Below are 24,511 nucleotides of genomic sequence, written 5' to 3' on the forward strand. Positions count from 1 at the left end.
CTCTGTTGCCGTCCTTTGTTCTTTTACCATACATACAATAATCGCACTTAGGCTCTATTTTTTTATCGAAATATTTAGCCCCGCCCTGGAAAAATGAGAATAAACCCATTAATAATCACCTCAAAAATAAATCTATGAATAGTATAGCACAAATAAAAGATTTTGTCCAGTGATTTTTGAAAAATTATATAAATTCTTTAAAAAACGGCTTGACCATTGGATAGGCTGCACAAAACGAGCGGCAAAACATGTTATTTTATACTAACCATATTTGATTGACATATTTGTGTCAAAGTGATATGATAAATATAGCGGAGGGCAGGATTTATTCTGTTCTTGGCTTCTTTAAAATTATTGTTTTCGGGCAGCAGGGTGGAAACTCTGTTATCGGATGGCAGTTGTACGGTATAACCATGCAGTCAAGCTCCGTCCGTTTATGGGCGGTTTTTTTTGTAAACTGCCGTTTTTCTGCCGAAAGGAGGAGAAATGGAAAAAAAGCGCATTGCCGTGGCGGCTATCGTTATTGACGAGCAGTCTGCGGCAGTAGAGGTGAACAACGTGCTCCATGACTACAGCGATATCATTATCGGACGAATGGGGCTTCCCTACAAGGAGAGAGGGATATCCCTCATATCCGTGGCTCTTGACGCCGAGCCCGACGTCATAAGCAGTCTCACAGGCAGGCTTGGACAGATAAACGGTGTTTCTGTCAAAGCAGCTATATCAAAGAAGTAAAAACGGTGTACGGTATGAGAAGAGCTGACAGAGAAATAACTGATAAAAAAGCAATAGAGAAATTCATTGCTAAAGAGAAGTTGATACGTATAGGCTTCTGCGATAATGGTGAAGTGTATATAGTCCCCGTGAACTATGGTTATTCTGTTGACAATGGAGAATATACATTTTATTTTCACGGAGCTGTTGCAGGCAGAAAGTATGAGCTTGCAAAGTCTGAGCCCTCAGTAGGGTTTGAGATCGACGGTAACTATGAGCTTTTGGGAGCTGATACAGCCTGCGGTCATTCAGCAAAATACATGAGCGTTATCGGTAATGGTATACTTTCCGTTATAGAAGATAACGACGAAAAGAAAGCCGCTCTTGAATATATCATGTATCAGTCAGCAGGCAGGACAGGGCTTGAGTATGATAACGATGTACTCGGACGTACTGCTGTATTTAAACTTAAAGTAAAAACAATGTCTTGTAAGGCAAAATAAAACTGGAGGAAATATATATGTATGATGTAAAATCAATGAATGCGGACGATTTTATAAACGACGAGGAGATACTGGCAACGCTGGAATACGCTGACCAGAACAAGAATAACCGCGAGCTTATCGAGCAGATACTCGAAAAGGCAAGACCAAAAAAGACAGGCAGGGGAGTAGAATGTGCAGGACTTACTCACCGTGAGGCAAGCGTGCTTCTTGCCTGTGATATCCCCGAGATGACAGAGAAGATGTACGAGCTTGCAAAGGAGATAAAGCAGGCTTTCTACGGCAACAGAATAGTTATGTTCGCACCTCTCTATCTTTCCAACTACTGCGTAAATAAGTGCGTATACTGTCCTTATCACATTCAGAACAAGGAGATACCCCGTAAGAAGCTTTCACAGGAGGAGCTCCGTCAGGAGGTAATCGCGCTTCAGGATCTGGGACACAAGAGACTTGCTATCGAGTCGGGTGAGGACCCTGTAAACAATCCTATCGAGTATATCCTCGAATGTATCAATACTATCTACTCTATCAAGCACAAGAACGGAGCTATCCGCCGTGTTAATGTAAACATTGCCGCTACAACAGTTGAGAACTACCGCAAGCTCAAGGAAGCAGGCATCGGTACTTATATCCTCTTCCAGGAGACATACCACAGGGCGAGCTACGAGGTTCTTCACCCCGCAGGACCAAAGCACAACTACGCATACCACACAGAGGCTATGGACAGAGCTATGGAGGGCGGCATCGATGACGTAGGTCTGGGTGTTCTCTTCGGACTTGACAAGTACAGATACGAGTTCGCAGGACTTCTCATGCACGCCGAGCACCTTGAAGCCGTTCACGGCGTAGGCCCTCACACTATCAGCGTTCCCCGTTTAAGGAGAGCGTCGGATATTGACCCCGATGTATTCGACAACGGCATAGATGACGACACATTTGCAAAGATAGTAGCTTGTATCAGAATAGCTGTACCTTACACAGGTATGATAATTTCTACTCGTGAGAGCGAAGCCTGCCGTGAAAAGGTCCTCGGCCTCGGCGTATCTCAGATCTCAGGCGGTTCAAGAACATCTGTAGGCGGCTACGCAGGCTATACTCCCGAGGAGCGTCCTCACGATACAGAGCAGTTCGATGTATCCGACCAGCGTTCACTTGACGAGGTAGTTAAGTGGCTCATGGAAGGCGGCTATATCCCCTCATTCTGCACAGCCTGCTACCGTGAGGGACGTACAGGCGACCGCTTCATGGCACTGTGCAAGGTGGGACAGATACAGAATTGCTGTCACCCCAATGCTCTTATGACATTGCAGGAGTACCTCTCGGACTACGCTTCACCCGAAACAAAGGCGGTAGGCGAGGCTCTTATCGCAAAGGAGATACAGAACGTACCCGACGAGAAGCGCCGTCAGCGTGCTATTGAATATCTTGACAGTATCAAGAACGGCGGTCAGCGCGATTTCAGATTCTGACCCATGAGCCCGAGAGCAGAAATGCTCTCGGGCTTTTGCAGTGTGACGCTTCGTAAAAATATATTTGACAAAACAAGCCTTATGTGCTACAATAGTCCAAGATACAATTATAATATAAAGGAGACTTTGTAATGTTTGCAGCATTAATGCTTTTAGCGGCTAATTCACCGCAGACGGGAGACAGATTCCCGAGAGGCGTACTGTTCATGATAATCGTCGCTGCAATTCTTCTTGCAGTTGGTACGGCTATCTTTGCCAAGAAAAACGGCGGCGACAGCGACGACGATGATGATGAAGAATGATCCTACGGCAGCTGCATACACAGCTGCCTGCTTTATTATTGCGGTTTGAGACATTTTGTCTTTACGTACAGCATATATTAGTTAAGACTATACACGGAAGGAGGCGAAGCCTGTGGAGCTTTTATGCAGGATATGCGGAGAGATACTGCAGCCCGATAATGATACGGGAGTATGCGAGTGCGAGAGCTGCGGTTCAAGGCAGACATTCCCTATGGGGTATGATGACGAACAGCTTGATATGTTCAACAGAGCACGCAGACTTCGTCAGAAAACTGATTTTGAGGGAGCGGAAAAGCTGCTGTCTCAGCTCTGCGCGGAGACGCCCGATGAACCCGAGGGCTTCTGGGAGCTGGTACTGTGCCGCTGCGGCATAGTATATGAGGAAAGCATTGAAGCTGCGGTAAATGTTCCTGTCTGCCGCAGAGCGGCTCTGACTCCTGTGAGCGATGATGTGAATTATCTTACCGCTATTGCTTATGCTAAAGACGAGCAAAAGGCGGTATATTGCAGAGAGGCGGCGGCAATAGACGAGCTGCGCAGAGAGTATGCGGAGCGTGTGGGCAACGGCGAGCGCTATGACGTGTTCATATGCAGTGCTGAGACCGAAAAGGGCGGCACTATCGCTTCGGAGATATACGGACAGCTCTGCGAAGAGGGCTTCAGCGTGTTCTATGCGCCTAAGTCACTGAATGACCTCCGCGGTCAGGCAGGGGAGCTGTGCATAAATGCTGCTGTCAGCTGTGCGGAGGCTCTTATAGTGGTCTGCGGTGACGCAGATGAATTTGCGGAGCCGCACCTGAAAAGTCAGTGGAGCAGGTGTGTTTCGGCGGCACATAAGGACAGCAGAAAGCTGCTGCTTACCTGCATAAGTGATATTTCCGATGGGGATATCCCCGAGGAGCTTTCGGACTATCCCGTGAAGGATATAGGAAAGATAGGCGCTGTTTCCGAGATCATAAGGCTTATCCGCCGCAGGGACAAGGGACATACCGCATCAGCGCGGACGGCTCCCGAAAAGCTTATCCGCAGAATGAATATATTCCTTGCAGACGAGGATTTTGAAGCTGCCGAGGAGTACTGCGGTATAATTCTCGACGCCTCACCCGAGTGCTGGCAGGCTCACTGGGCGCGGTTCCTTGCATATAACGGCTGCCGAAACAGCAACGACCTGCTTCTGGAAGAGGTGGTGGAGAGCTTTGCCGATGACTATATTGAACATTTCGGCTATGACTTTGCCGAGGACGAGGTCTTCTTCGGACAGTTTGCTCAGCTTCTGGGAGAATCTCCCCGTAAAGCTCTTGAATACGCAGAGGGCGACGAAAAGCTCAGCCTTGAAACGGTGTATGAGCGCTTCGTGAATGCAGTCCGCGACGCAGTATTTGCCAATGAGCAGGAAAAAATAGACGCCCGGGAAAAGCAGGAGCTTGAGGACATACGCCGAAAACACGACGAGGAAAAGGAGCGCGAGATCGCTGCACAGAAGAAAAAGCAGGATATACGCAGCCGATTTCTCGCATATGCGGCGGTCATTTTTACGGTGCTTATCATACTTTTCGTTAAGTTCCGCTTTGTTTGGGCAGCTGTACTTATTGTAATAATGATATTCGTAACGGTGCTGGTCCTCGGCGGACTAAACAGAAACGACTGATTACCGCTTATGAGGTGATGATATGCTTCTGGGATTTGAGGAGCTTTGCAGAAAGGAAGTTATTGACATCTCCACAGGGGAGCGGCTGGGCTTTATCGACGATATTGAGCTGGACATAGAGAGCGGTAGCGTGAAGTCTCTTATCATATACGGCGGAGCTCGGTTCTGGGGGCTCCTCGGCAAAGAGGAGGACTCCGTCATAGCCTGCTCGGAAATAAAGGTAGTTGGCGATGATGTAGTGCTGGTGGAACGCTCCGAAAACAGTACGCGTATGAAATTAACAAAAAACAGCAGAAATAGTTTTTTAAGTTTGTTGAAATAAACATTGCAAAAAAGCTTGAAATATTTGCCTTGAAATGATATAATATTAAGGCAATTCGCACGTCCGTGCTTTCAGCGGTTGGTGCGCAGATATCTGCGTTGCTGCTGAGCCAAGTCGGGCGGAGGATTAATAATAACCAATTTTTAAGGAGGACTACACCATGGGAGTAGTATCAATGAAGCAGCTTCTTGAGGCTGGCGTACACTTCGGACACCAGACAAGAAGATGGAACCCGAAAATGGCACCATACATTTTCACAGAAAGAAACGGAATCTACATCATCGACCTTCAGAAGACAGTTAAGAAGCTTGAGGACGCTTACATGTTCGTTCGCGACATCGCTTCACAGGGCGGCGAGGTACTTTTCGTAGGTACAAAGAAGCAGGCAGGCGATTCCGTTAAGGAAGAGGCTACAAGAGCAGGCGCACACTATGTAAACGCAAGATGGCTGGGCGGTATGCTCACAAACTTCAAGACGATCCAGACAAGAATCAAGAGACTTGAGCAGCTCCACACAATGGAAGAGGACGGCACATTTGCTCTTCTCCCCAAGAAGGAAGTTGTTAAGCTCAACCTTGAAATAGAGAAGCTCGAAAAGTTCCTCGGCGGTATCAAGACAATGAAGAAGCTCCCCGCAGCTCTCTTTATCGTTGACCCCCGCAAGGAAAAGATCGCTGTTGCTGAGGCTAAGAAGCTCAACATCCCGATCGTTGCTATCGTAGATACAAACTGCGATCCTGATGAAGTTGATTACGTTATCCCAGGTAACGATGACGCTATCAGAGCTGTAAAGCTTATCGCAGGCACAATCGCTAACGCTGTTATCGAAGGCAGACAGGGCGATGATGCTACAGCTGCTGAGGAGGCTCCTGCTGAGGAAGCTGAGACAGCTGAGGCTGACGCTGAATAATCATAAAAAACATTGAAAACAATCAAAAACCCGAACTAACACTTCGGGTTTTTGCGGATTTAAAATATATTTTAGGAGGTAATCACAATGGGAAAGGTTTCCGTTGCAGAAATTAAAGAACTCATGAAGTCCACAGGCGTTGGTATGATGGACTGTAAGAAGGCCCTCGAAGAGAACGATGGCGATATGGACAAGGCTATCGAGTTCCTCAGAGAAAAAGGACTTGCTACACAGGCTAAGAAGAGCGGCAGAGCTGCTGCTGAGGGCGTAGTTGCAGCTGTTGTTAAGGGCGAGACAGGTGTTCTCCTCGAAGTAAACACAGAGACAGACTTCGCTGCTAATACAGACGATATCAGAAACTTCGTTGCTAACGTAGCAAACACTATCATCGAAAAGAATCCTGCTGACATCGAGGCTCTCAAGAATATGCCTATCAGCGGCGGTACAGGTACAGTTGGCGAGGCTCTTACAGAGCTTGCCGGTATGAAGATCCGTGAGAACATCGTTATCCGTCGTTTCGCAAGACTCGAGGGTAAGCTTGCTTCTTATATCCACAATGGCGGCAGCATCGGCGTTCTCGTAAAGATGGATACAGACCTTTCTGCTGATCAGGTAGCAGCTATCGGTAAGGACGTTGCTATGCAGTCCGCAGCTCTTAACGCTGCATATCTCTGCCGTGAGCAGGTTCCTGCTGAGGTTCTCGAAAAGGAGAAGGAGATCATGATGGCTCAGATGGCTGAGGATCCTAAGATGGCTTCAAAGCCCGAGCAGGTTCGCGCTAAGATCGTTGAGGGTAAGGTTGGCAAGTACTACACAGAGAACTGCCTCCTTGAGCAGGCATTCGTTAAGGATGACAAGCTCTCAGTTCAGGGCTATGTAGACGCTGAGGCTAAGAAGCTCGGCGGTTCTATCAAGGTCGTTGAGGTTATCCGTTACGAGCGCGGCGAAGGCGTTGAGAAGAAGGAAGAGAACTTCGCTGACGAGATCGCTAAGATGATCAAGTAATCAAAGATTTTACAGACAGCGGCGGAGCATTCTGCCGCTGTTTTTTGATATAGGGAGAAAAATATGTATCGTACAATAAAATCTGCTTACATGATATTGGTCGTTGCGGCTGCTGCTATATTTGCACTGGGGCTCATGGAAATAGCCACGTACTTCAAGGGTGATCATTACTATGTGCATATTGATGACTTGAGATACTGTAATGAGAAGAAAGCTATAGAGGGGAAAGCAGGCCGTGTGATATCGTTGTACAGAACAGAGGAAGTTAAGACTTATTCAAGGCATGCAAAGAATAATTACGATATTTCGTATCTGTATTATTATATATTCGATAATGCAAGTCCTGATGATATTGAAAAAATGAGAGCTGATAAGAGCTACAGACCCGAGAATTACTCTGTGTATTCATTTTATACCGACGATGAGAATAAAAAGAAAGAGCTTGACGAGCTTTGTGTTCAGTGGGACAATTATATGAACGGCAGCACCAATACTATGCCTGATACATTTTTTATAGACGGGCGTGTTTCACCAAAGTCGTTTTACGAATATGATGTTACGGAGTTCAAAAATGCTGCAAGAAATTACGGCTTCGCAGAGAATGAGATAACGTCACTTCTGATATTTGACAGCCCGGTAAGCGTGAAATTGATGCTTCTGACGCCTTTTGCAGGAGCGCTTCTGGTGGGGACGATAATTTATATGCTAAGGAAGAAAAGAAGAAATATGGGGTATTATTAATACCTTTCACTGTTGTTTTTGGATAAAGGGAGATCATTCACATGAAAAGAATGAAGAATGCAACGCTGGTCGCCTGTATTATGGCAGTATGCGCTCTGTTTGTTGTTTCGCTGTTTGAATCCGCTGTATACTTGAATGGCAGCTCGTTAGAGCTGAACACTGATGACATAAGAAGCTGTGAAAAGGAAAGAGCTGTAAAGGGCGATATCGGACGGATATATTGCTTCTACCAGACCGAGGAGGCTGTGATTGAACGGCATCACAGAAGAGTATATAGTAAAGAAAATGAGATCACATACAGATATTATTTTCTCTGCGACAACTGCGGGGCTGATGATATAGAAAAGATGAGGGCGGATAAGAGCTTCAGACCGCAGGAATTTTACGTTTTTTCGTTTTGTGTCGGCAACGAAACGGAAAAGGAGAATCTTGAGAATCAGTGTGCTCTGTGGAATGATTATATGGAGGGCAGATCCGACGAAATGCCTGTTTTGTATCATATTGACGGACGTGTTTCTCCTGCGTCATTCAGGCAGGATCAAATTTCAAGACTTGAAAAAGCGGCACATGATATGGGCTTTGAAGATGAGGAGATATCACCGATCATAATTGTTAACAGTCACGTCAGTATAGTTTGGATATATATTGCGGTAATATGCGGAGTAGCTGTTATTGCTTTTGTTATCATGGCTGTCATCTTGCTTTTTAGGAAGATTCGAAATAAGTCAGGATACTGATATAACATATATCTTTTGCTGATATTGAGGTAAAAATCAGCGTAACTGCTGCTGAAAACAATTAAATGGACAAATTTTCCACATTATTGAACCTGTATTATTGTGAGATGTTACAATAATACAGGTTTTTTTTCGTATGGTTTTCCCTTGAAGTAATTTGGAAAATATGTTATAATAGTTTTAATTGGATAATATGCTCAAAAGTATGAGGTGCTGAAATATGAATGCAAATATTAGTAAACTCGCTGGCTCTGTCGGCAGAGTCATAGTAGGTAAAAAGGACACGGTCATAAAGCTCATAGCCGCTCTTTTATGTGAGGGACACGTTCTTCTCGAGGACGTCCCCGGTGTGGGAAAAACACAGCTCATAACAGCACTTTCACGTTCCATAGGCGGAAAATTCAACCGTATCCAGCTTACTCCCGACGTTATGCCGTCCGATATAGCGGGCTTTACTATGCTTGATTCCAATAAGGGCGAATTTGTATACCGCGACGGCGCGGTAATGTGCAATTTCCTCCTTGCGGACGAGATAAACCGTGCCTCGCCGAAGGTACAGTCGGCTCTCCTTGAAGCTATGGAGGAGCGCCAGATAAGCCTTGACGGCGTTACACACAAACTTCCCAAGCCCTTTCTCGTTATGGCAACTCAGAACCCTGTTGAAACATACGGTACCTTCCACCTTCCCGAGGCACAGATGGACCGATTCTTTATGAAGCTTTCCATGGGCTATCCCTCAATGGAGGAAGAGGTGCAGATCCTCGGCAGAACAGAACACAACAATCCTATTGTAAATATAAATGAGCCTGTAATGCATGTTGACGATATCATTGCAATGCAGGAAGAGGTAAAGAACGTCCGTGTCAGCGACGCTGTCAAGGAGTACATCGTTGATATCGTTGCGGCAACAAGAACGGACAGAAATACCGTCCTCGGCATAAGTCCCCGCGGAAGCATCGCGCTTTTCAAGGCTGCAAAGGCTTATGCGTACATCTATGAGAGAGAGTATGTTACTCCCGATGATGTAAAGAATACGGCTGTTTCAGTCCTTGCCCACAGAATAATCCTTTCCCCACAGGGCAAGACAGCCTTTGGCACAGGCGAGGCATACATTGAAAATGTCCTCAGAAACTGCGCTGTTCCTGCCATGAACTGAATATGAAGCATTTCAAGAGTATTATAAGCGTACTTGCAGTTGCTTTCCTTGTTTATATATTCACCTTTTATATCGACGGTGAAATGGGTATCATACTGCTTGCATTCGTGGCGTTTGCCCCTCTGGTGTCGCTTTTCATCACCCTTTATGCAAGAAACCGCTTAAAGGTAAGCTTTAGCTGTGATGCCTATGTTCCAAAGGGCAGCAAGCTCGTTGTGGATGTAAAGGTGGAGAAAACAGGAGCTTTTCCCGTTTCTGTCGTGGAGATATGCCCCTATGCTTCCGAGATATTCGCTCAGAACATAAAGAAGCGCAAGCTGTGTATGCTTAATGAGAACAAACGAACATTCAGGCTGGAGATCGACTCACTGGTAGGCGGTAACGGCGAGGTAGGCATATATGCAGTATATTCCTGCGGCTTCCTTGGATTTATGAAGTTCGCAGTCAAGACGCCTCTTCCGCAGCCTGTTTCCGTAGGCGTTATCCCTCAGATACCGGAGATAAAGTCCTCGTCCCAGCTCTTCCGCGCTATTGCGGACGTTGTGCTTACAAGCGACGATGATGAGGAAAACGATACAGCTATGCTGTTCTCGGCAAATACATCTCCGGGATATGAGCACCGTGAATATGAACACGGCGACCCCTTAAAGCGTATAAACTGGAAGCTCTCATCAAAAAAGCAGAAGCTCATGGTCCGTCTGGACGAGGCTGCGGCTTCGGTACAGCCTGTGCTTGTGCTTGACCTCTACCGCAACGGTGCGGTACCGCCCGTAAATGCCGTAAGAGGTGAGGAGCAGCTTATCCGTTCGGTGTTCGGATTGCTAGATCTTCTGGTAAAGCAGGGAATTGCCTGCAATTTCGTGTATCGTTCGGCTTCGGGAGAAACAGTCTGCGAAAGCGTCGATAATCCCGATTATCCAAATCAGCTTCTGCTGAAGGTACTGGCTATAAAGGTCGTTCACGATAAGAGGATCGATCTTTCCAATAACTCAGGCTCGTTCTGTGCCTGTGTAATAGCAACTACAGACGCAGGCCCCGGATTTGCAGAGGTCACTCACTATATCCAGGATCCCGAGAACACAAGTATAATCGGACTTTCCTTTGCGTCTGTAAATACCACGTCCTTGAAGATGTGGTATCTTGATGAGGATAATAACTTCAAAATGGTATAAATATGAAAGAAACCAATAAGACATATTTCAATCTGAAAAAGTTCCTGCTGAGGACCTTTACAGACCCCGTACTGTGGTATACGGTGCTGACCATGACTGCGCTCATGTACCACTACCGCGACCGCGACAAGACCGATACCCGAGGTTATTTCTTCGCTGTCGGCTGGGGAGTTTGTACTGTCCTTTTCGGCTGGATAATGTTCAGGATATTTGATTATATGAAGAAGCACAACTTCATCGGCTTCTTCATGTATACAGCTCTTGTTGTCGTGTTCGGCGCGGGAGTGCGGCTCGCCCTCAATATAGGACGGGAGGATTACCCGATCTTATGGGGACTCTGGTTCCTTACACCGCAGGATTCACTGCAGTTCAATTTCTGGTATACAGTCGGATTCTATCTGCTCTTCATGCTGTTCATGGGATCGGTAATATACTATTTCACGCGTATTAGATACAGGATATTCATGAATTTCCTTATTTTCATAATTCCATTTTCCATATACGGTAAGGAATATGAAAAAATGCCGACTCTCTTCATTATTCTTATGGCTGTTGGGTATGTACTTCTCATGGTATACTACAGACAGCTTACGGATACCGAGACTACGGTATTCGTTGAGAGAAGAAAGTCATGGAAGCCTATTGCTGTATATGCTGTTATCTTTGCAGCAGCTGCTGCTATATTCCCCAAGCCAACTGTTGAAGCAGACAGATCTGTACTTGAAACGCTTATCGACGCCGATCAGTTCACTGATAAGCTGAATGCTATGCTGGATGTTTTCCGTGATACCTCTACGGGAGACCAGTTTCGCTCCAATGAGGATCAGACCTTAGTCTATGAAGTCAGGGCTGATGAGCCGCTGCGTATAAAGACTGCCACACGCTCTACCTATGATTTTGAGAACGATCAGTGGAGCATTGAGGATATGGACAGCAGATTCAGCTCAAAGGCAGGCAAGCCGCCTGTGAATATAGGCGCCCATATGGGCATAGCAGGCGCTGTTCTTGAGGCAGCTTCTCTTGACAGCGAATTTTCTGAGAAGTACGGACTTGCCGAGTTTGTGAAAAGCGGTCTTGACGAGCCTGAGCTCAGGGAGGCTGCGTTCTACAGCTTATCGGCTATTGTCGGCATGTCTCAGGGTACTGATATGGCTCCTGTGCCACAGTTTGCCGTTGAAATGACAAACTGCTCCAGAAGAGGCGACGTGGTCGCTCTCCGCGGCGGTACTGTCTATGCCGTTGACAGCAGATTTGCCACTGACGAGAAGTACACCTTCAGCTACGATGAGGATACTTTCTTTATGAGCTCACGAAACAATGAGTTCATAGATCAGCTGGCGCAGTTCGACTATGAGGAGCTTCTCGAAGACACAAGCAATGTCCTCTACATGAATCTTGACGATTCAAGCTCCGAGGATTACAGGCAGAAATGCAGATATGCAGATCTTGACTGCGCTCTCTATGAAGATTATTTGGAATATCTTCTTGATTACGGCGGAAAGACCGATATAAAGGCTCTTGCCGATGAGATAACCCAGGACTGTAAAACAGAATACGAAAAGGCATTAGCCATTGAGGCTTACTTTTACAATAACAATTACGTCTATGACCTGAAATACAGAAAAGGAAAGGGCGAAAACGCCGAGGACTTCCTTTTCAGGACAAAAACAGGAGTTTGTTACGAATACGCAACTTCCATGGTGCTCCTTGCCCGTGCCGCAGGTATTCCCGCAAGATACTGCGAGGGATACAATATGACAGAGCATATAGGCGGCAAATATGCCAAGGACACCAATTATACCATTCGCGCAAAGGATCTGCACGGCTTCCCCGAGCTCTATATCAGGGGATATGGCTGGGCAAGCTTTGAGCCTACGGTCGCTGATGCGGGAGAAGCGGTAACGAAAAAAGACTCGACTGCTACGGATATGCTTTCAAGAGCAGGTCTGTTTATACTGGCAGGCGCATTGCTGGTATTGCTGTTTGCTTTTGCTTATCCGAGATTGTCACACAGATGGTTTATTATCAGCAGCAAAAAGCGTATGCCAAAGGACACTGTAATAGCTGTAATGCACAGGCTTTGCAGGCTCTACGGCATCGAAAACGTCAATACCTCAAAAGAGGCGGCGGCTCTCGTACATGAGATGTCCGGCGCGGATATCGGGGAGACTGCTGAGCTGTTTGACAGGACTGTCTACGGCGAGGCTGCTCTGAATGAGCAAGAAAAAGAAAAGGCTATGAACGAATATATCAGGGCATATGATATGTTCAGAGAGTCTAAAAAAAGGAGACGCATAACAAGCCGATAACGTTTATACGGAGGTTGGATTATGCGAACTGTAAAAGAAAAAAGCATATTTTCTGTCCTGCTTGCATTATTTATCCTTATCGGAATGCTGGCAGGAGTATGTCAGACGAATATCAAGGCTCACGGAGCCGAAGACTTCAGACTCTGGAGACAGAATGACGAAAGCTGGGGCAGCTATGCCATCGGCGGTTCTACAGTGCGCAGCTCAGGCTGCTATATAACCTCTATCGCAATGGCTGCGGTGGCTTCGGGAGCGAAGGATACCGAAAGCTTTGACCCCGGTGTGTTTGCAAAGACTCTCGATGATATGGGAGCCTTCAACCAGTGGGGCGGACTCAGTTCATGGTCGTCCGTCAACAAGGCTATCCCCGAGGTCAGCATTGCTACGTCAAATCTGAGCTTCAAGTCGGATACTCAGAGCGGAAAAGCGGCTGAGATAAAAGAATATCTCGACAAGGGACTGTATGTTATATGCAACGTTGGCGGACACTGGGTGTATATCGACGGTGTCATCGGTGACGACGTTTATATGGCTGACCCTGCCAAGGACGAGATACTTATGTTTGAAGCATACGACAACGAAAACATAACTGTTTTTCAGGCTATCAAGGGCAAAAATCCCTACAGCGGCTTTACGCCTCTCAAAATTATCGAGAAAGAGCCTGAAGCTTCTACAGTAACTTCCTCTATTACAACTACAACAGTTGCTGCACTGACTACTACAACAGCAGTGCAGACCACGACAAAAACTACAACGACTACAAAAGCGCAGACCACTCCGCGTCCTGCCGTTACAACTGTGACTTATAAGGCAGGAGAGTATTACTGCTGCGACAGTGCGCCTGTAAAGGTATGGTCGGACGCTAAAGCTCAAAAAGACGCTATTGCTTTACTGACAGACGGAAACGTTGTCAATGTGCTCAGCGTCAGCGGAACAGTGGGCGAGGTAAAGATAAACGGCAAACGCGGATATGTGGAGCTCACAAAGCTCTGCTACGCAGGCGAGCCTGAGATCTTTGACACAGGCGACGTCAATAACGACGGAGCTTTCAATGCCTATGACCTTGCGCTTATAAATGAGTACCTCAACAGCCTCGGCATGCTCCCTGAGGGCATCTCGGTGCTGACAAGCTCTGAGATAGCTGCTGCCGATATCAGCGGCGACGGCATTGTTGACAGCGATGATGTACTCTTATATCTTATGCTTATTTGCAATTAAGGAGTAATTTAACTAATGGAATGGACAGAAGTCAACATCTATACGACTACCGAGGGCATTGAGCTTCTCTGCTCAAAGCTGGGAGATATCGGCATCAAGGGCTTTTCGATAAAGGACCCCGAGGACTTCAAGGAGTTCCTTGAAAACAAAAACGGTCAGTGGGACTATATCGATGACGACCTTATGGGACTCTCCGAGTGCGAGACCTGTATCACGGTGTATATCCCGTCAAACGGACAGGGAGCAGAAATGCTCATCGCTATCAAGTCCATGCTTGCCGAGATGAAGGCAGCCGATACCGAAGGCGCTTACGGCAGGCTTGAAGCCGAGATGTCAAGTATCCGTGAGGAGGACTGGGCAAACAACTGGAAGCAGTATTTCAAGCCCTTCAAGGTGGGTGAGAAGCTGGTCATAAAGCCCTCATGGGAGGACTATGACAACTCCGACGGCAGGATAATCCTTGAGATAGACCCTGCTTCAAGCTTCGGCACAGGCAAGCACCATACCACAAGGCTTTGTCTCGAGGTGCTGGAAAAGTACCTGAACAAGGGAGACAAGCTGCTGGATATGGGCTGCGGAAGCGGTATACTCTCCATTGGAGCAATGCTTCTGGGTGCAAAAAGCGCTGTTGCAGTTGACATCGAGGAGAACGCTGCGGTAACTGCCCTTGAAAATGCAGTAAAGAACCACATCTCACCCGATGTTTACAAGACCTATTTCGGCAATATCCTCACAGATGAAAAGCTTGCCGACGAGATCGACGACAAGTACGACATAATCGCAGCAAATATAGTTGCTGATGTGCTCATTGCCATGAAGGACAGCTTCCTGCGCTACCTGAGAAAGGACGGTATCCTTATTGTTTCGGGTATCATCGAGGAGCGCATGGATGAGGTGATAGATGCACTGAAGTCTGTTGGCTTCAAGGATCCCGAGCCCGAAGTCCGCGAGGGCTGGGCAGCAGTTAAATTCACAGTTTAATATTATGCAGAGCATATATTGATATTATCATATTAAGGAGAATAGAAAATGGGTATTTTCAAGAAGAAGAACAATCAGAAGACCGAGGAAGTACAGGCACTTGATCCGAAGGTAGAAGTAAAGAACGCCGTGCTGGAGGGTCTTAACGCAAAGCTCAACGGAACTCTTTACGATGATTGTATAATCATGCCAAAGGGCTTTACCATCGACGTACAGGTAGGCAAGCTGGACGAAAGCGATGGTGTAAAGATACTTCAGACCGTCTTCATCATAAAGCATGACGATTTCGACGAGCCCCTCATCGAGCCTGTTGACTCGCAGGGTCAGGACGAGACCGAGGCTGCAAATATGGCTGTTGAGATATTCTTCGGCGGCGTATGGCACCCGCTCGATCAGTCAATCAATAAGAAGAATCCTATCCACGTTCCTGTTGATTTCCTCAGACAGCACTACGACTTCGATATGTACTGCCAGTCCGTTGTAAGAATAGGCGTAAAGGACAAGCCACCAACGATGCTGGTGAACTTCCTCAGAACAGAGATACCGAAGTATCTCGGCTCAAAGAAGTACTACTGGCTTAGAATATACCTTGCAAAGTACAAGGAGAAGAAGATCATCGAGGTACGTATAAACGGTTCTGTATGCGTAGAGCTCCCGAAGTACTTTGAGGAATATGTTGAGAAGGAAATGCATGCCGAGGAGACATTTGTTTCCGAAAAGCAGTACGCTATCTTCGTTCAGCGTGAGGACGACCAGTGCCCGTTCAATAAGGAGCTGGTAATGAACGCTGCCAAAGAGACTATCAAAACAATGGAAAAGATCAACAATCACGAAGAGTATGTTGCAATGGCTGATAAGCTTGAGGAACTGGTTGAGGGCGACAAGAACCTTGCTGCCGAGATAAGAGTATTTATCCCCGAGATATTTGCAAAGTTTACACTTGGCTACCGTGAGGGCGACAGCCTCTTCCTCATCGAGGGCGAGGGCGACGATCAGCAGAACCTTGAATTCAAGAAGACCCAGCTTCGTACCTATTTCTATCTCCAGCAGGCAGTGCTTGAGTTCCTCAGCACAAGTCCCAGTCAGGAGAGCGTGACACGTATCGTTACCAACAGTGTGGCATTCAGAGAGCTCAAGAGAGCTATCGATACCGCTAAGGAGAAAGGTCAGGAGCTCAAACCAAGCGATCTCTATGTTCCCGGTACTTCCTACAAGATAGGCCACGAGGGCTACAGAGTCTGGTAAGCATAATAAAAAGCCTGAGTTTTCACTCAGGCTTTATTGTTATTTGCCGTATTTTTTTATATCCTCATCGGGTATCCGAGAAAGATGTTCGGTATCATCATTCCGCTGAAGCTGCTGTATATGCCATGATTTGATCTGTTTCGAGAGCTCTTCCGGGGGTTGGTATGATTCGTAGGGAAACTCCATAGATTTATAATTATTCCATTCGTAGTCTAAGCCTTTGGGCTTGAAATACAATTTTACACGCTTACTGTTCATATATGAGAGCGATTCAGGCTTTTTAGCATAGTTTATTTTGGGAAGCTCTATCTTGTCTATGTATTTAAGGGCAAATTCGGCAGCTTCATCAATATCATAATAACTGTCGTAGTAAAGTACATATTGTCCGTGTTTTTCTGTTCTGAAATCGTGACCTTCCATTTTGAATACATTTAAATTTTTTGGGTGAGCTTTGAGGTATCCCGCTATATAATTATCGCTCGCATTATATGTCCTTTTGGGCCACCAATCGCATTGTATACAATTAAGATCGACTGTAAATTCAAAACCGTTTACGTCTTTATAGGTGTAATAGTAATCATCATTTATTCGATCCGTGGAAACAAATTCAACCTTTGTATCATAGGCCTTCTGAACATAATCCTGCACCTCATCAGCAATGTCAGCGACTTTGTTCATATCCTCAGAGGGCGAAGTACACGATATGAGCGAAAGAAAGCAAATTGCAGTTAAAATATATGATAAGAATTTTTTCATGATATCCACTCCATTCTTTTTGATCAATTTCTGCCTGAACAAGCTCCGCAGCAACGTCCTCATGACGTCAGCTTTTGATCACACTTAAATTATACAATGCCCTGAGTTGTTTTTCAATATAACAAATGTCACTAAATAAGTGACATTTGTCACTGGTGAAATAAAAAATCAGTATTTTGCGGAGAAATAGTAAAAAAAGCTTGACAAAGCCGTACTATTGTGATAAAATATTATTGCCGCTTGTAAACAGGCTTTAAAGTTGTGCGTTCACACGCCTGTAACAGCGAGTTTATTGAAAAGGCAGGTGCCACAATATGTACGCAGTTATTGAAACCGGCGGAAAGCAGTATCAGGTAAACGAGGGAGATATCATCTTCATCGAGAAGCTCGCAGCAGAGGCTGATGAGACAGTTACTTTCGACAAGGTAGTAGCTCTCGGAGCAGACGATGGACTCAAGATCGGTACACCTTATGTTGACGGTGCAGCTGTAAGCGCAAAGGTTCTGAAGAACGGCAAGGCTAAGAAGATCACTGTTTTCACTTACAAGCCCAAGAAGGGTGAGAAGAAGAAGCAGGGTCACAGACAGCCTTACACACAGGTAAAGATCGAAGCTATCAAGGCTTGATCATGATCCGCGCTGAATTTTATGAAAAGCAGGGGCTTCTGACAGGCTTTAGGTTCAGCGGCCATTCGGGTCATGCCGAGGCCGGTAAAGACGTTGTCTGTGCTGCTGTTTCCTCAGCTGTACAGCTTACTGCAAATATTCTCAATGAGCTCGGTATGGAGCCCGACGTAAATGTGGGCGATAACGTTATCGAATGTATATGCGGAGAGGTCAGTGAGAATTCATCACGTCTGCTGAATGTTTTAAAACAGCATTTTGAGGCTATACTGGAAGAATACCCTAAAACTATCAAAATCACTATTTCGGAGGTGTAAGTATGTTTAAGATTAGTATGCAGTTCTTTGCTCATAAGAAGGGCGGCGGTTCTACAAAGAACGGACGTGATTCTGAGGCTAAGAGACTTGGTGTTAAGAGAGCTGACGGCCAGTTCGTTAAGGCAGGTAACATTCTTGTTCGCCAGAGAGGTACACATATCCATCCTGGTAACGGTGTCGGCATCGGTTCAGATGATACATTATTCGCTACAGTAAGCGGTAAGGTAAAGTTTGAGCGTTACGGACGTGACCGTAAGAAGGTTTCTGTTTACGAGATTGAGCAGTAACAGCCATAACGTGACAATAAATCCCGAGCTTTAGCTTGGGATTTTTCTTTAGAAAGGGAGGTCGGAAATGTTCGTTGATCAGGCGAAAATAAAGATCAAAGCGGGCGACGGCGGCGACGGCGCTGTGTCATTTCACCGTGAAAAGTATGTAGCGGCAGGCGGTCCCGACGGCGGCGACGGCGGACGCGGCGGAGATGTTATCTTTCAGGTCGATGATAATTTCTCGACTTTGATAGATTTCAGATACAAGAGAAAGTATGTGGCTGCCCGCGGTGAAAACGGCAGCGGAAGGAACTGCACGGGTAAGAGCGCACAGCCCCTTATCATAAAAGTACCGAGAGGTACAGTTATCCGTGACGCGAAAAGCGGCAGGATAATGGCGGATATGTCCACGGACGAGCCCAAGGTTCTGGCTCGCGGAGGACAGGGCGGCAAGGGCAATGTCCACTTTGCCACATCTACCCGTCAGATACCGAAATTCGCAAAACCGGGCTATCCCGGTGAGGAGTTCGAGGTCACACTGGAGCTGAAGCTCCTTGCGGACGTGGGACTTGTGGGCTATCCCAATGTTGGAAAATCCACACTTATCTCTGTTGTAAGTGCTGCAAAGCCTAAGATAGCAAATTACCATTTTACTACCCTGACTCCTGTTCTGGGAGTTGTAAAGGTAGAGGAGGAAAAGTCCTTCGTAATGGCTGATATCCCCGGACTTATCGAGGGCGCAGGAGACGGCGTCGGACTGGGACACGAGTTTCTCAGACACGTTGAGCGCTGCCGACTTATTGTCCATGTAGTCGATGTTTCAGGCATTGAGGGACGCGATCCCTGCGAGGACTTTGTCGTTATCAACGCTGAGCTTGCAAAGTTCAACGAGGAGCTTGCCGAGCGTCCTCAGATCGTGGCTGCCAATAAATCAGACATGGCGACTGAGGAGCAGATAGAGAGATTCCGCAAATTTATTGAGGACAAGAATATACCATTTTTCTGCATATCAGCTGCAACTACTCAGGGTACGGCTGAGCTTATCAAAAAGGTTTCAGAGGTACTTGATACTCTGCCGCCTATCAGAGAGTTTGAAGCAGAGCCCATACCACAGGAAGAGCTTGATGAGATGCTGGGCGTTGACAAGAAGTTCGAGATCACTGTCGAAGACGATATTTACTTCGTTGACGCGCCGTGGATACGTCCTATCATGCGTACTGTTGATCCCGACGACTATTCGTCGCTCCAGTACTTCCAGCGTGTGCTTATCAACAGCGGCATAATCGCAAAGCTTGAGGAAATGGGCATACAGGAGGGCGACACCGTAAGCCTTGAGGGCTTTGAGTTCGACTTTGTAAACTGATATGAGCACAGAAAAACTTACAGAGCGTGAAGCTAACATGTACAGTCCGCTGACACTTGCGTTTTTAGGTGACAGCGTTTACGATACTCTTGTGAGGGAGCATCTGCTTCGTCAGGCGAATATGCCTGTTGCCAAGCTCCATTCCGCAAAGATAAAGCTTGTCTGTGCGGAGTTCCAGTCAAGGGCTTATGACCTTTTGGCTGAGGAGCTCAGCGAACATGAGCTTGCAGTGCTGAAAAGGGGCAGGAATGCTACGGGAAACACTGTGCCAAAGCACGCGGACGCGGCTGAATACCGCAGAGCCACGGCTGTGGAGTGCCTTTTCGGCTACCTTTACCTCACAGGTCAGGACCGGCGTATAAAAGAGCTTTTTGCTGTGATGATGACTTTGGAGGATAATGAAAATGGCTGATGTCATCATGACCTGCGGAAAGATATGCAGCGGAAAATCCACATATGCACAGAAACTGAGAGCTGAGCGCAAAGCGGTCATACTCTCGGTGGACGAGATAACGCTGGCGCTTTTTCCCGAGGGCGCAGGCGAAATGCTTGATACCTATGTGGAGCGTGCAGAGGAGCTGCTTTACCGCAAGGCACTGGAAATAGTCGGAACAGGTACGAATGTTGTCCTCGACTGGGGCTTCTGGACGAGGGCTGAACGCGAATATGCAAGGAGATTTTTCGGGGAGAACGGTATACACTGCGAGCTGCACTACCTAAAAGTATCCGACGAGCTGTGGCGGGAGCGCATTGCAAAGCGCAACGGTCTCATAGCCGAGGGTAAGATCAGCGCCTATTACGTTGACAATGGTCTTGCAGAGAAGTTCGCAGGTATATTTGAGGAACCCGATGAAAACGAGATAGATTTAATCATTAACAGATAGGAGTGTAAACTATGTCAGGTCATTCAAAATGGAACAATATCAAACGTAAGAAAGAAGCTACCGATGCTGCAAAGGGTAAGATCTTCACCAAGATCGGACGTGAGATCACTGTTGTAGTTAAGGAAGGCGGTCCCGACCCAAATAACAATGCTAAGCTTCGTGATCTTATCGCAAAGGCAAAGTCCAACAACGTGCCTAACGATAATATCGACCGTATCATCAAGAAAGCAGCAGGCGACGGCGACAAGAACAACTACGAGAACATCACATATGAGGGATACGGTCCTAACGGCGTAGCTGTTATCGTAGAGTGCCTTACAGACAATCGTAACAGAACGGCAGGTGAAGTCCGTCACTACTTCGATAAGTTCGGCGGCAATCTTGGTACTATCGGCTGCGTATCTTTCATGTTCACAAACAAGGGCATCGTTGTCCTTGAGAACACAGGTCTTGACGAGGACAAGGTAATGGAGGACGTATTCGAGTTCGGCGGTGAGGACTTCGACATCAACGAGGAAACAGTTGAGATCGAGTGCGCTCCCGAGAGCGTTCATGCTCTCCGCGAGGGTCTTACAGCAAAGGGCTACAACGTTATTTCTGCCGAGTCGGAAATGATCCCTTCAACTTATACAACACTTACAGACGAGGATCACATCAAGAAGATGAATCTTCTTCTGGAGCATCTCGAAGAGAACGATGACGTTCAGAACGTTTACCACAACTGGGAAATGCCTGACGAAGAATAAGATATAAAAGGGACAGTATAAACTGTCCCTTTTGCAATACAGGAGTAGAACCATGAGTATTACAATTGAAAAAGTAACAACAGACAGCGAGCTCCGCGAGGTGGCAGAGCTTGCAGACAAAATATGGCACGAGTGCTTTGTGGGTATGATCAGTTACGGACAGATAGACTACATGGTGGAAAAGTTTCAGTCCTATGAGGCTATGCAGTCCCAGATAAAAGAGCAGGGCTACTACTATCTTGCAGTCCGTGAGGACGGGGAGCTCTGCGGCTACATAGGCTTAAAGCCCGAGAGCGGCGACCGCTTTTTCCTCAGCAAGCTCTACCTGCGAAGCGATAAGCGGGGCAGAGGTATCGGAGCAGAAATGCTGGAGCGTGTCTTTGCGGAGGGGAGAGCTCTCGGTAAGAAGAGGGTATACCTCACAGTAAACAAGCACAACGACAGAGCCATAGCCGTTTATAAAAAGACAGGATTTGAGATAGTGGACAAAGTCGTAACTGACATAGGAAACGGCTATGTCATGGACGATTATATATTTGAATATGTTTTATGAGTTATTTCGGACAAACAGAAATATATTGACTTCCTGTTTCATATAGTATATAATAAGCACTTGAAGTTTCGGGTGCTGTATAGTATCCTGATTGTTTTGAGAGGATCGTTTTTATGAATTTAGCGGAACTTATTCTTATCTCGGTGGGACTGGCAATGGACGCCTTTTCGGTCTCGGTCTGTAAGGGGCTGAGCATGAAGAAGCTCGACCTTAAAGGCGGAGTTATCACGGCTCTGTTCTTTGGGGTATTTCAGGGAGTAATGCCCGTTATAGGCTATTTCCTCGGGAGCCGCTTTGCCAATGTCATAAGCTCTTTCAGCCACTGGGTATCCTTCGGACTTCTTGCATTTATCGGCGGAAAGATGATATGGGAAGCTTTGCATGATGACGAAGATGACGAGGGCGGCAGGGAGTACAGGCTGGACTTAAAGGAACTCACAATGCTTGCCATTGCAACAAGCATTGACGCACTCGCTGTAGGAATAGTTTTTGCCGCTGAAAAGACAGACCTGTTTTTCTCAGTGACCATGATAGGCGTTATAACCTTTGCACTTTCGCTGCTGGGAGTTTTTATCGGTCACAGGTTCGGCAGCAAGTACGAAAAGAAAGCCGAGATAGCAGGCGGTATCATACTGATACTCATAGGCTTGAAGCTCCTGCTTGAAGGACTTGGAATTATATAAAGCAAAACACCGAGAACGTGAGGAAATTTCTCATATTCTCGGTGTATTTTTTTATTAGCGGATAATTTCTTAGATCAGCGGAAGCTTGTCTACCAAACCCAGCAGATACATCTGAATGACTAAAGCATCATCAGTTGTGAGGCCAGGGGACTCCTGGTTTACGTCTGCATTGAGCCTGCCTGCCTTTGTGAGGCAGTTTTCTGAAGTGCCGTCCACATCATATTTGTCGGGATTTGCAAGAGCCTGCATGATAAGTACGACATCGGACATATCAACGTTGCCGTCACAGTTTGCGTCTCCGTAGGAGATATCGGGCTTGGTCAGGTAAACATTGTAGTAAACGATGTGCTTTTCATCATCTGATTCAATAACGCAGTCTTCATTGTTGAAGATGTAAGGTGATCCACCCTGTACTCCGTCTATGGAGAAACTGCACTTCTTGGCGTCTTTGTACTTTTCATAGCTGAAAACAGCTGGATTTCCTTTAGAGGTGTCAATGAGTTCAAGAGGACCTGTAGATACATCCTGTCCGTTGATCTCATATGCAACATACCAGCTTGCGTTCAAAACAACGTCATTGATGAGTTCATTTGTCTTTTTATCCCGTACAACTACAACATATGAATACGGCTTGATATCGCTTGAAATTGTGGTTGTGGGAGCAGTGGTCGTTGATGTGGAAGTTGAAGTTGCGCTTAAAGTAGATGTTGCAGTTGTAGTCGTAACTGTCGTTGTGGCAGATGATGATGATGATGTTGTTGTTGTTGTTGGCTCACTGCCTGCGGGAGTCCATACAGCATTGAAGAAAACGCCGAGACCGGGCTTTTCGCCAACGATAAGGTACTCGTCGCCGGGCTGATATATTTTGTCGTCTTTCTCCCAGCCTCCGAATGTATAGCCCTCATTGACAGCTGTGCACTCGGGGATCGTTATGGTGGTATCGGTCTTGCCCTTTATTCTTATATCGTCATCGTCGGACTTGGTGTTGGCAAAGAATACAACGTTGTAATTGATGGCGAACCAGATAGGTGTCATAATAACGTCGCTTGACTGCATAACAAACTTCTGGTCGCATTTATAGTCCTTACCGTCAGTCTCACAGTGCCAGCCGATTATCTCAAAGCCGTTTCGTGAGAAACGAGAGCTGTTCTGGAGATTGACCTCGCCTGTTTCTATTACCTCGTATTCCTGCTTTGTGGCGCCGTTGACTCTGTCTGCGTCTCCAACGGTATATGTAAGCAGGTACTTCTTATACCAGTTAGGAGTAAGAGTGATATCTTCGTCCTGAATGATTATATATTCCTGACCTTTAAAAAGGTGAGTGCCGTCAGTCCAGCCGTACTGCTTGTATCCGTCCCGTGGGAATGAATACATGGAGATCTCGATAAAGCTGCCTGAAATGCCTTTATCAGGCGGAACAAGCTTTTCGTACTCCTCATTTACTTCGCCGTCTAGCTCGACGCTATACTTGACTGTATGTACGTCTTTATCACCCTTTTTGTTCCAGACAGGAGTTATAGTAACATCGTGATCGGGAACACGATAAACCATACCGCCCTTGTAGCCGTAGACATTGTCGGCAGTCCAGCCAGTAAAGTAATAGCCCTCTCTTTCAAGCTCGGCTTTTGGCATGAATACTGCGGCGTTGTATTCCTTTTCCACGTCTTTTATCTCGGGGACATTTCCGTCGTCGTCGGGAACGATTGTAACATCGTCGCCAAGCTCAAAATGTACTTTGAAAAGCGGTGGCTCTTCTGTGTCAGCTCCGAAGCTGTTGCTGAAGCCTGCGGAGCACACGGCGATAACAGCGGAAGCCGCAGCTGCCGTGATTCGTTTGATAATTGTTTTCATAAGCCCTCCCATTCGGCATTGAGCCGACCGAGTA

The 24,511-nt window shown here is 46.6% G+C and carries 27 protein-coding genes; 25 read left to right on the top strand and 2 right to left on the bottom strand.

All coding sequences use genetic code 11. From position 1 onward, the window contains the following. Window positions 1-486 precede the first annotated feature (486 nt). From N774_RS0100010 to N774_RS0100085, 16 genes are all read left to right on the top strand, one after another. Window positions 487-735, top strand: coding sequence for a TM1266 family iron-only hydrogenase system putative regulator (locus N774_RS0100010; RefSeq protein WP_024859263.1), 249 nt, complete (start codon window positions 487-489; stop codon window positions 733-735). A 14-nt stretch (window positions 736-749) separates the two neighbouring features. Next, window positions 750-1,217, top strand: a complete 468-nt coding sequence (locus tag N774_RS0100015; RefSeq protein WP_024859264.1) for a pyridoxamine 5'-phosphate oxidase family protein — start codon at window positions 750-752, stop codon at window positions 1,215-1,217. Between the two features lie 17 nt (window positions 1,218-1,234). Beyond that, the gene (hydG, locus tag N774_RS0100020; protein ID WP_037280041.1) at window positions 1,235-2,686 is read left to right on the top strand and encodes a [FeFe] hydrogenase H-cluster radical SAM maturase HydG; all 1,452 of its coding nucleotides are present in this window, start codon (window positions 1,235-1,237) and stop codon (window positions 2,684-2,686) included. 131 nt (window positions 2,687-2,817) lie between these two features. After that, window positions 2,818-2,988, top strand: a complete 171-nt coding sequence (locus tag N774_RS19380) for a hypothetical protein (protein WP_196231506.1) — start codon at window positions 2,818-2,820, stop codon at window positions 2,986-2,988. Window positions 2,989-3,100: 112 nt separating this feature from the next. Further along, window positions 3,101-4,636: a hypothetical protein gene (locus N774_RS0100030; protein WP_024859266.1), complete on the top strand. Its 1,536-nt coding sequence runs from the start codon at window positions 3,101-3,103 to the stop codon at window positions 4,634-4,636. Between the two features lie 22 nt (window positions 4,637-4,658). Then, window positions 4,659-4,958 carry a YlmC/YmxH family sporulation protein gene (locus tag N774_RS0100035; RefSeq protein ID WP_024859267.1) on the top strand — a complete coding sequence of 100 codons (300 nt, stop codon included), beginning with the start codon at window positions 4,659-4,661 and terminating at the stop codon, window positions 4,956-4,958. A 160-nt stretch (window positions 4,959-5,118) separates the two neighbouring features. Next, entirely contained in the window at window positions 5,119-5,868 is a 750-nt protein-coding gene (gene rpsB / locus N774_RS0100040) for a 30S ribosomal protein S2 (protein WP_024859268.1), read from the top strand. Between the two features lie 87 nt (window positions 5,869-5,955). Continuing rightward, window positions 5,956-6,873 carry a translation elongation factor Ts gene (gene tsf / locus N774_RS0100045; protein ID WP_024859269.1) on the top strand — a complete coding sequence of 306 codons (918 nt, stop codon included), beginning with the start codon at window positions 5,956-5,958 and terminating at the stop codon, window positions 6,871-6,873. Window positions 6,874-6,936: 63 nt separating this feature from the next. Continuing rightward, on the top strand, window positions 6,937-7,614 hold the full coding sequence (locus N774_RS0100050) for a hypothetical protein (protein WP_024859270.1): 678 nt from the start codon (window positions 6,937-6,939) through the stop codon (window positions 7,612-7,614). A gap of 41 nt (window positions 7,615-7,655) precedes the next feature. After that, window positions 7,656-8,351 (top strand): hypothetical protein, encoded by a 696-nt coding sequence (locus tag N774_RS0100055; protein WP_024859271.1) that lies wholly within the window; start codon window positions 7,656-7,658, stop codon window positions 8,349-8,351. Window positions 8,352-8,571: 220 nt separating this feature from the next. Continuing rightward, a complete protein-coding gene (locus N774_RS0100060; RefSeq protein WP_024859272.1) occupies window positions 8,572-9,507 on the top strand; it encodes an AAA family ATPase in 936 nt (311 codons plus the stop codon). A gap of 2 nt (window positions 9,508-9,509) precedes the next feature. Then, window positions 9,510-10,679, top strand: a complete 1,170-nt coding sequence (locus tag N774_RS0100065; RefSeq protein ID WP_024859273.1) for a DUF58 domain-containing protein — start codon at window positions 9,510-9,512, stop codon at window positions 10,677-10,679. 2 nt (window positions 10,680-10,681) lie between these two features. After that, window positions 10,682-12,988, top strand: a complete 2,307-nt coding sequence (locus tag N774_RS0100070; protein ID WP_024859274.1) for a transglutaminase-like domain-containing protein — start codon at window positions 10,682-10,684, stop codon at window positions 12,986-12,988. 21 nt (window positions 12,989-13,009) lie between these two features. Continuing rightward, on the top strand, window positions 13,010-14,206 hold the full coding sequence (locus N774_RS0100075) for a dockerin type I repeat-containing protein (protein WP_024859275.1): 1,197 nt from the start codon (window positions 13,010-13,012) through the stop codon (window positions 14,204-14,206). Window positions 14,207-14,221: 15 nt separating this feature from the next. After that, window positions 14,222-15,187, top strand: a complete 966-nt coding sequence (prmA, locus tag N774_RS0100080; RefSeq protein WP_024859276.1) for a 50S ribosomal protein L11 methyltransferase — start codon at window positions 14,222-14,224, stop codon at window positions 15,185-15,187. A gap of 48 nt (window positions 15,188-15,235) precedes the next feature. After that, window positions 15,236-16,432: a DUF6348 family protein gene (locus N774_RS0100085; protein WP_024859277.1), complete on the top strand. Its 1,197-nt coding sequence runs from the start codon at window positions 15,236-15,238 to the stop codon at window positions 16,430-16,432. Window positions 16,433-16,471: 39 nt separating this feature from the next. Here N774_RS0100085 and N774_RS0100090 read toward each other — a convergent pair whose 3' ends face one another. Continuing rightward, window positions 16,472-17,188 carry a hypothetical protein gene (locus N774_RS0100090; protein ID WP_024859278.1) on the bottom strand — a complete coding sequence of 239 codons (717 nt, stop codon included), beginning with the start codon at window positions 17,186-17,188 and terminating at the stop codon, window positions 16,472-16,474. Window positions 17,189-17,502: 314 nt separating this feature from the next. Here N774_RS0100090 and rplU point away from each other — a divergent pair, with 314 nt between their 5' ends. The 9 genes from rplU (at window position 17,503) to N774_RS0100135 (ending at window position 22,626) form a co-directional block, all read left to right on the top strand. Further along, complete coding sequence (gene rplU / locus N774_RS0100095; RefSeq protein ID WP_024859279.1) at window positions 17,503-17,814, top strand: 50S ribosomal protein L21; 312 nt, start codon at window positions 17,503-17,505, stop codon at window positions 17,812-17,814. A 2-nt stretch (window positions 17,815-17,816) separates the two neighbouring features. After that, window positions 17,817-18,128, top strand: coding sequence for a ribosomal-processing cysteine protease Prp (locus N774_RS0100100; protein WP_024859280.1), 312 nt, complete (start codon window positions 17,817-17,819; stop codon window positions 18,126-18,128). 2 nt (window positions 18,129-18,130) lie between these two features. Continuing rightward, window positions 18,131-18,415: a 50S ribosomal protein L27 gene (rpmA, locus tag N774_RS0100105; RefSeq protein ID WP_024859281.1), complete on the top strand. Its 285-nt coding sequence runs from the start codon at window positions 18,131-18,133 to the stop codon at window positions 18,413-18,415. 67 nt (window positions 18,416-18,482) lie between these two features. Further along, on the top strand, window positions 18,483-19,760 hold the full coding sequence (obgE, locus tag N774_RS0100110; protein WP_024859282.1) for a GTPase ObgE: 1,278 nt from the start codon (window positions 18,483-18,485) through the stop codon (window positions 19,758-19,760). A gap of 1 nt (window position 19,761) precedes the next feature. Next, window positions 19,762-20,172 (top strand): Mini-ribonuclease 3, encoded by a 411-nt coding sequence (locus tag N774_RS0100115; RefSeq protein WP_024859283.1) that lies wholly within the window; start codon window positions 19,762-19,764, stop codon window positions 20,170-20,172. Further along, window positions 20,165-20,644 carry an AAA family ATPase gene (locus N774_RS0100120; protein ID WP_024859284.1) on the top strand — a complete coding sequence of 160 codons (480 nt, stop codon included), beginning with the start codon at window positions 20,165-20,167 and terminating at the stop codon, window positions 20,642-20,644. The genes N774_RS0100115 and N774_RS0100120 overlap by 8 nt, the downstream gene beginning before the upstream one ends. Before the next feature lie 11 nt (window positions 20,645-20,655). Then, entirely contained in the window at window positions 20,656-21,390 is a 735-nt protein-coding gene (locus N774_RS0100125; protein ID WP_024859285.1) for a YebC/PmpR family DNA-binding transcriptional regulator, read from the top strand. 52 nt (window positions 21,391-21,442) lie between these two features. Further along, on the top strand, window positions 21,443-21,943 hold the full coding sequence (locus tag N774_RS0100130; RefSeq protein ID WP_037280051.1) for a GNAT family N-acetyltransferase: 501 nt from the start codon (window positions 21,443-21,445) through the stop codon (window positions 21,941-21,943). A 113-nt stretch (window positions 21,944-22,056) separates the two neighbouring features. Next, window positions 22,057-22,626, top strand: a complete 570-nt coding sequence (locus N774_RS0100135) for a manganese efflux pump MntP (RefSeq protein WP_024859287.1) — start codon at window positions 22,057-22,059, stop codon at window positions 22,624-22,626. Window positions 22,627-22,695: 69 nt separating this feature from the next. On the opposite strand, the gene N774_RS0100140 is transcribed toward N774_RS0100135, so the two are convergent. Further along, window positions 22,696-24,477 (bottom strand): dockerin type I repeat-containing protein, encoded by a 1,782-nt coding sequence (locus tag N774_RS0100140; RefSeq protein WP_024859288.1) that lies wholly within the window; start codon window positions 24,475-24,477, stop codon window positions 22,696-22,698. Window positions 24,478-24,511: the final 34 nt, after the last annotated feature.

The organism is Ruminococcus flavefaciens AE3010 (assembly GCF_000526795.1).
Lineage (GTDB): Bacteria > Bacillota > Clostridia > Oscillospirales > Ruminococcaceae > Ruminococcus > Ruminococcus flavefaciens_D.

Bases quoted from the DNA above. Each gene is read 5' to 3' on its own strand.
- N774_RS0100010 (WP_024859263.1), top strand. From the start codon at position 487: ATGGAAAAAAAGCGCATTGCCGTGGCGGCTATCGTTATTGACGAGCAG.
- N774_RS0100015 (WP_024859264.1), top strand. From the start codon at position 750: ATGAGAAGAGCTGACAGAGAAATAACTGATAAAAAAGCAATAGAGAAA.
- hydG (WP_037280041.1), top strand. From the start codon at position 1,235: ATGTATGATGTAAAATCAATGAATGCGGACGATTTTATAAACGACGAG.
- N774_RS19380 (WP_196231506.1), top strand. From the start codon at position 2,818: ATGTTTGCAGCATTAATGCTTTTAGCGGCTAATTCACCGCAGACGGGA.
- N774_RS0100035 (WP_024859267.1), top strand. From the start codon at position 4,659: ATGCTTCTGGGATTTGAGGAGCTTTGCAGAAAGGAAGTTATTGACATC.
- rpsB (WP_024859268.1), top strand. From the start codon at position 5,119: ATGGGAGTAGTATCAATGAAGCAGCTTCTTGAGGCTGGCGTACACTTC.
- tsf (WP_024859269.1), top strand. From the start codon at position 5,956: ATGGGAAAGGTTTCCGTTGCAGAAATTAAAGAACTCATGAAGTCCACA.
- N774_RS0100050 (WP_024859270.1), top strand. From the start codon at position 6,937: ATGTATCGTACAATAAAATCTGCTTACATGATATTGGTCGTTGCGGCT.
- N774_RS0100055 (WP_024859271.1), top strand. From the start codon at position 7,656: ATGAAAAGAATGAAGAATGCAACGCTGGTCGCCTGTATTATGGCAGTA.
- N774_RS0100060 (WP_024859272.1), top strand. From the start codon at position 8,572: ATGAATGCAAATATTAGTAAACTCGCTGGCTCTGTCGGCAGAGTCATA.
- N774_RS0100065 (WP_024859273.1), top strand. From the start codon at position 9,510: ATGAAGCATTTCAAGAGTATTATAAGCGTACTTGCAGTTGCTTTCCTT.
- N774_RS0100070 (WP_024859274.1), top strand. From the start codon at position 10,682: ATGAAAGAAACCAATAAGACATATTTCAATCTGAAAAAGTTCCTGCTG.
- N774_RS0100075 (WP_024859275.1), top strand. From the start codon at position 13,010: ATGCGAACTGTAAAAGAAAAAAGCATATTTTCTGTCCTGCTTGCATTA.
- prmA (WP_024859276.1), top strand. From the start codon at position 14,222: ATGGAATGGACAGAAGTCAACATCTATACGACTACCGAGGGCATTGAG.
- N774_RS0100085 (WP_024859277.1), top strand. From the start codon at position 15,236: ATGGGTATTTTCAAGAAGAAGAACAATCAGAAGACCGAGGAAGTACAG.
- N774_RS0100090 (WP_024859278.1), bottom strand. From the start codon at position 17,188: ATGAAAAAATTCTTATCATATATTTTAACTGCAATTTGCTTTCTTTCG.
- rplU (WP_024859279.1), top strand. From the start codon at position 17,503: ATGTACGCAGTTATTGAAACCGGCGGAAAGCAGTATCAGGTAAACGAG.
- N774_RS0100100 (WP_024859280.1), top strand. From the start codon at position 17,817: ATGATCCGCGCTGAATTTTATGAAAAGCAGGGGCTTCTGACAGGCTTT.
- rpmA (WP_024859281.1), top strand. From the start codon at position 18,131: ATGTTTAAGATTAGTATGCAGTTCTTTGCTCATAAGAAGGGCGGCGGT.
- obgE (WP_024859282.1), top strand. From the start codon at position 18,483: ATGTTCGTTGATCAGGCGAAAATAAAGATCAAAGCGGGCGACGGCGGC.
- N774_RS0100115 (WP_024859283.1), top strand. From the start codon at position 19,762: ATGAGCACAGAAAAACTTACAGAGCGTGAAGCTAACATGTACAGTCCG.
- N774_RS0100120 (WP_024859284.1), top strand. From the start codon at position 20,165: ATGGCTGATGTCATCATGACCTGCGGAAAGATATGCAGCGGAAAATCC.
- N774_RS0100125 (WP_024859285.1), top strand. From the start codon at position 20,656: ATGTCAGGTCATTCAAAATGGAACAATATCAAACGTAAGAAAGAAGCT.
- N774_RS0100130 (WP_037280051.1), top strand. From the start codon at position 21,443: ATGAGTATTACAATTGAAAAAGTAACAACAGACAGCGAGCTCCGCGAG.
- N774_RS0100135 (WP_024859287.1), top strand. From the start codon at position 22,057: ATGAATTTAGCGGAACTTATTCTTATCTCGGTGGGACTGGCAATGGAC.
- N774_RS0100140 (WP_024859288.1), bottom strand. From the start codon at position 24,477: ATGAAAACAATTATCAAACGAATCACGGCAGCTGCGGCTTCCGCTGTT.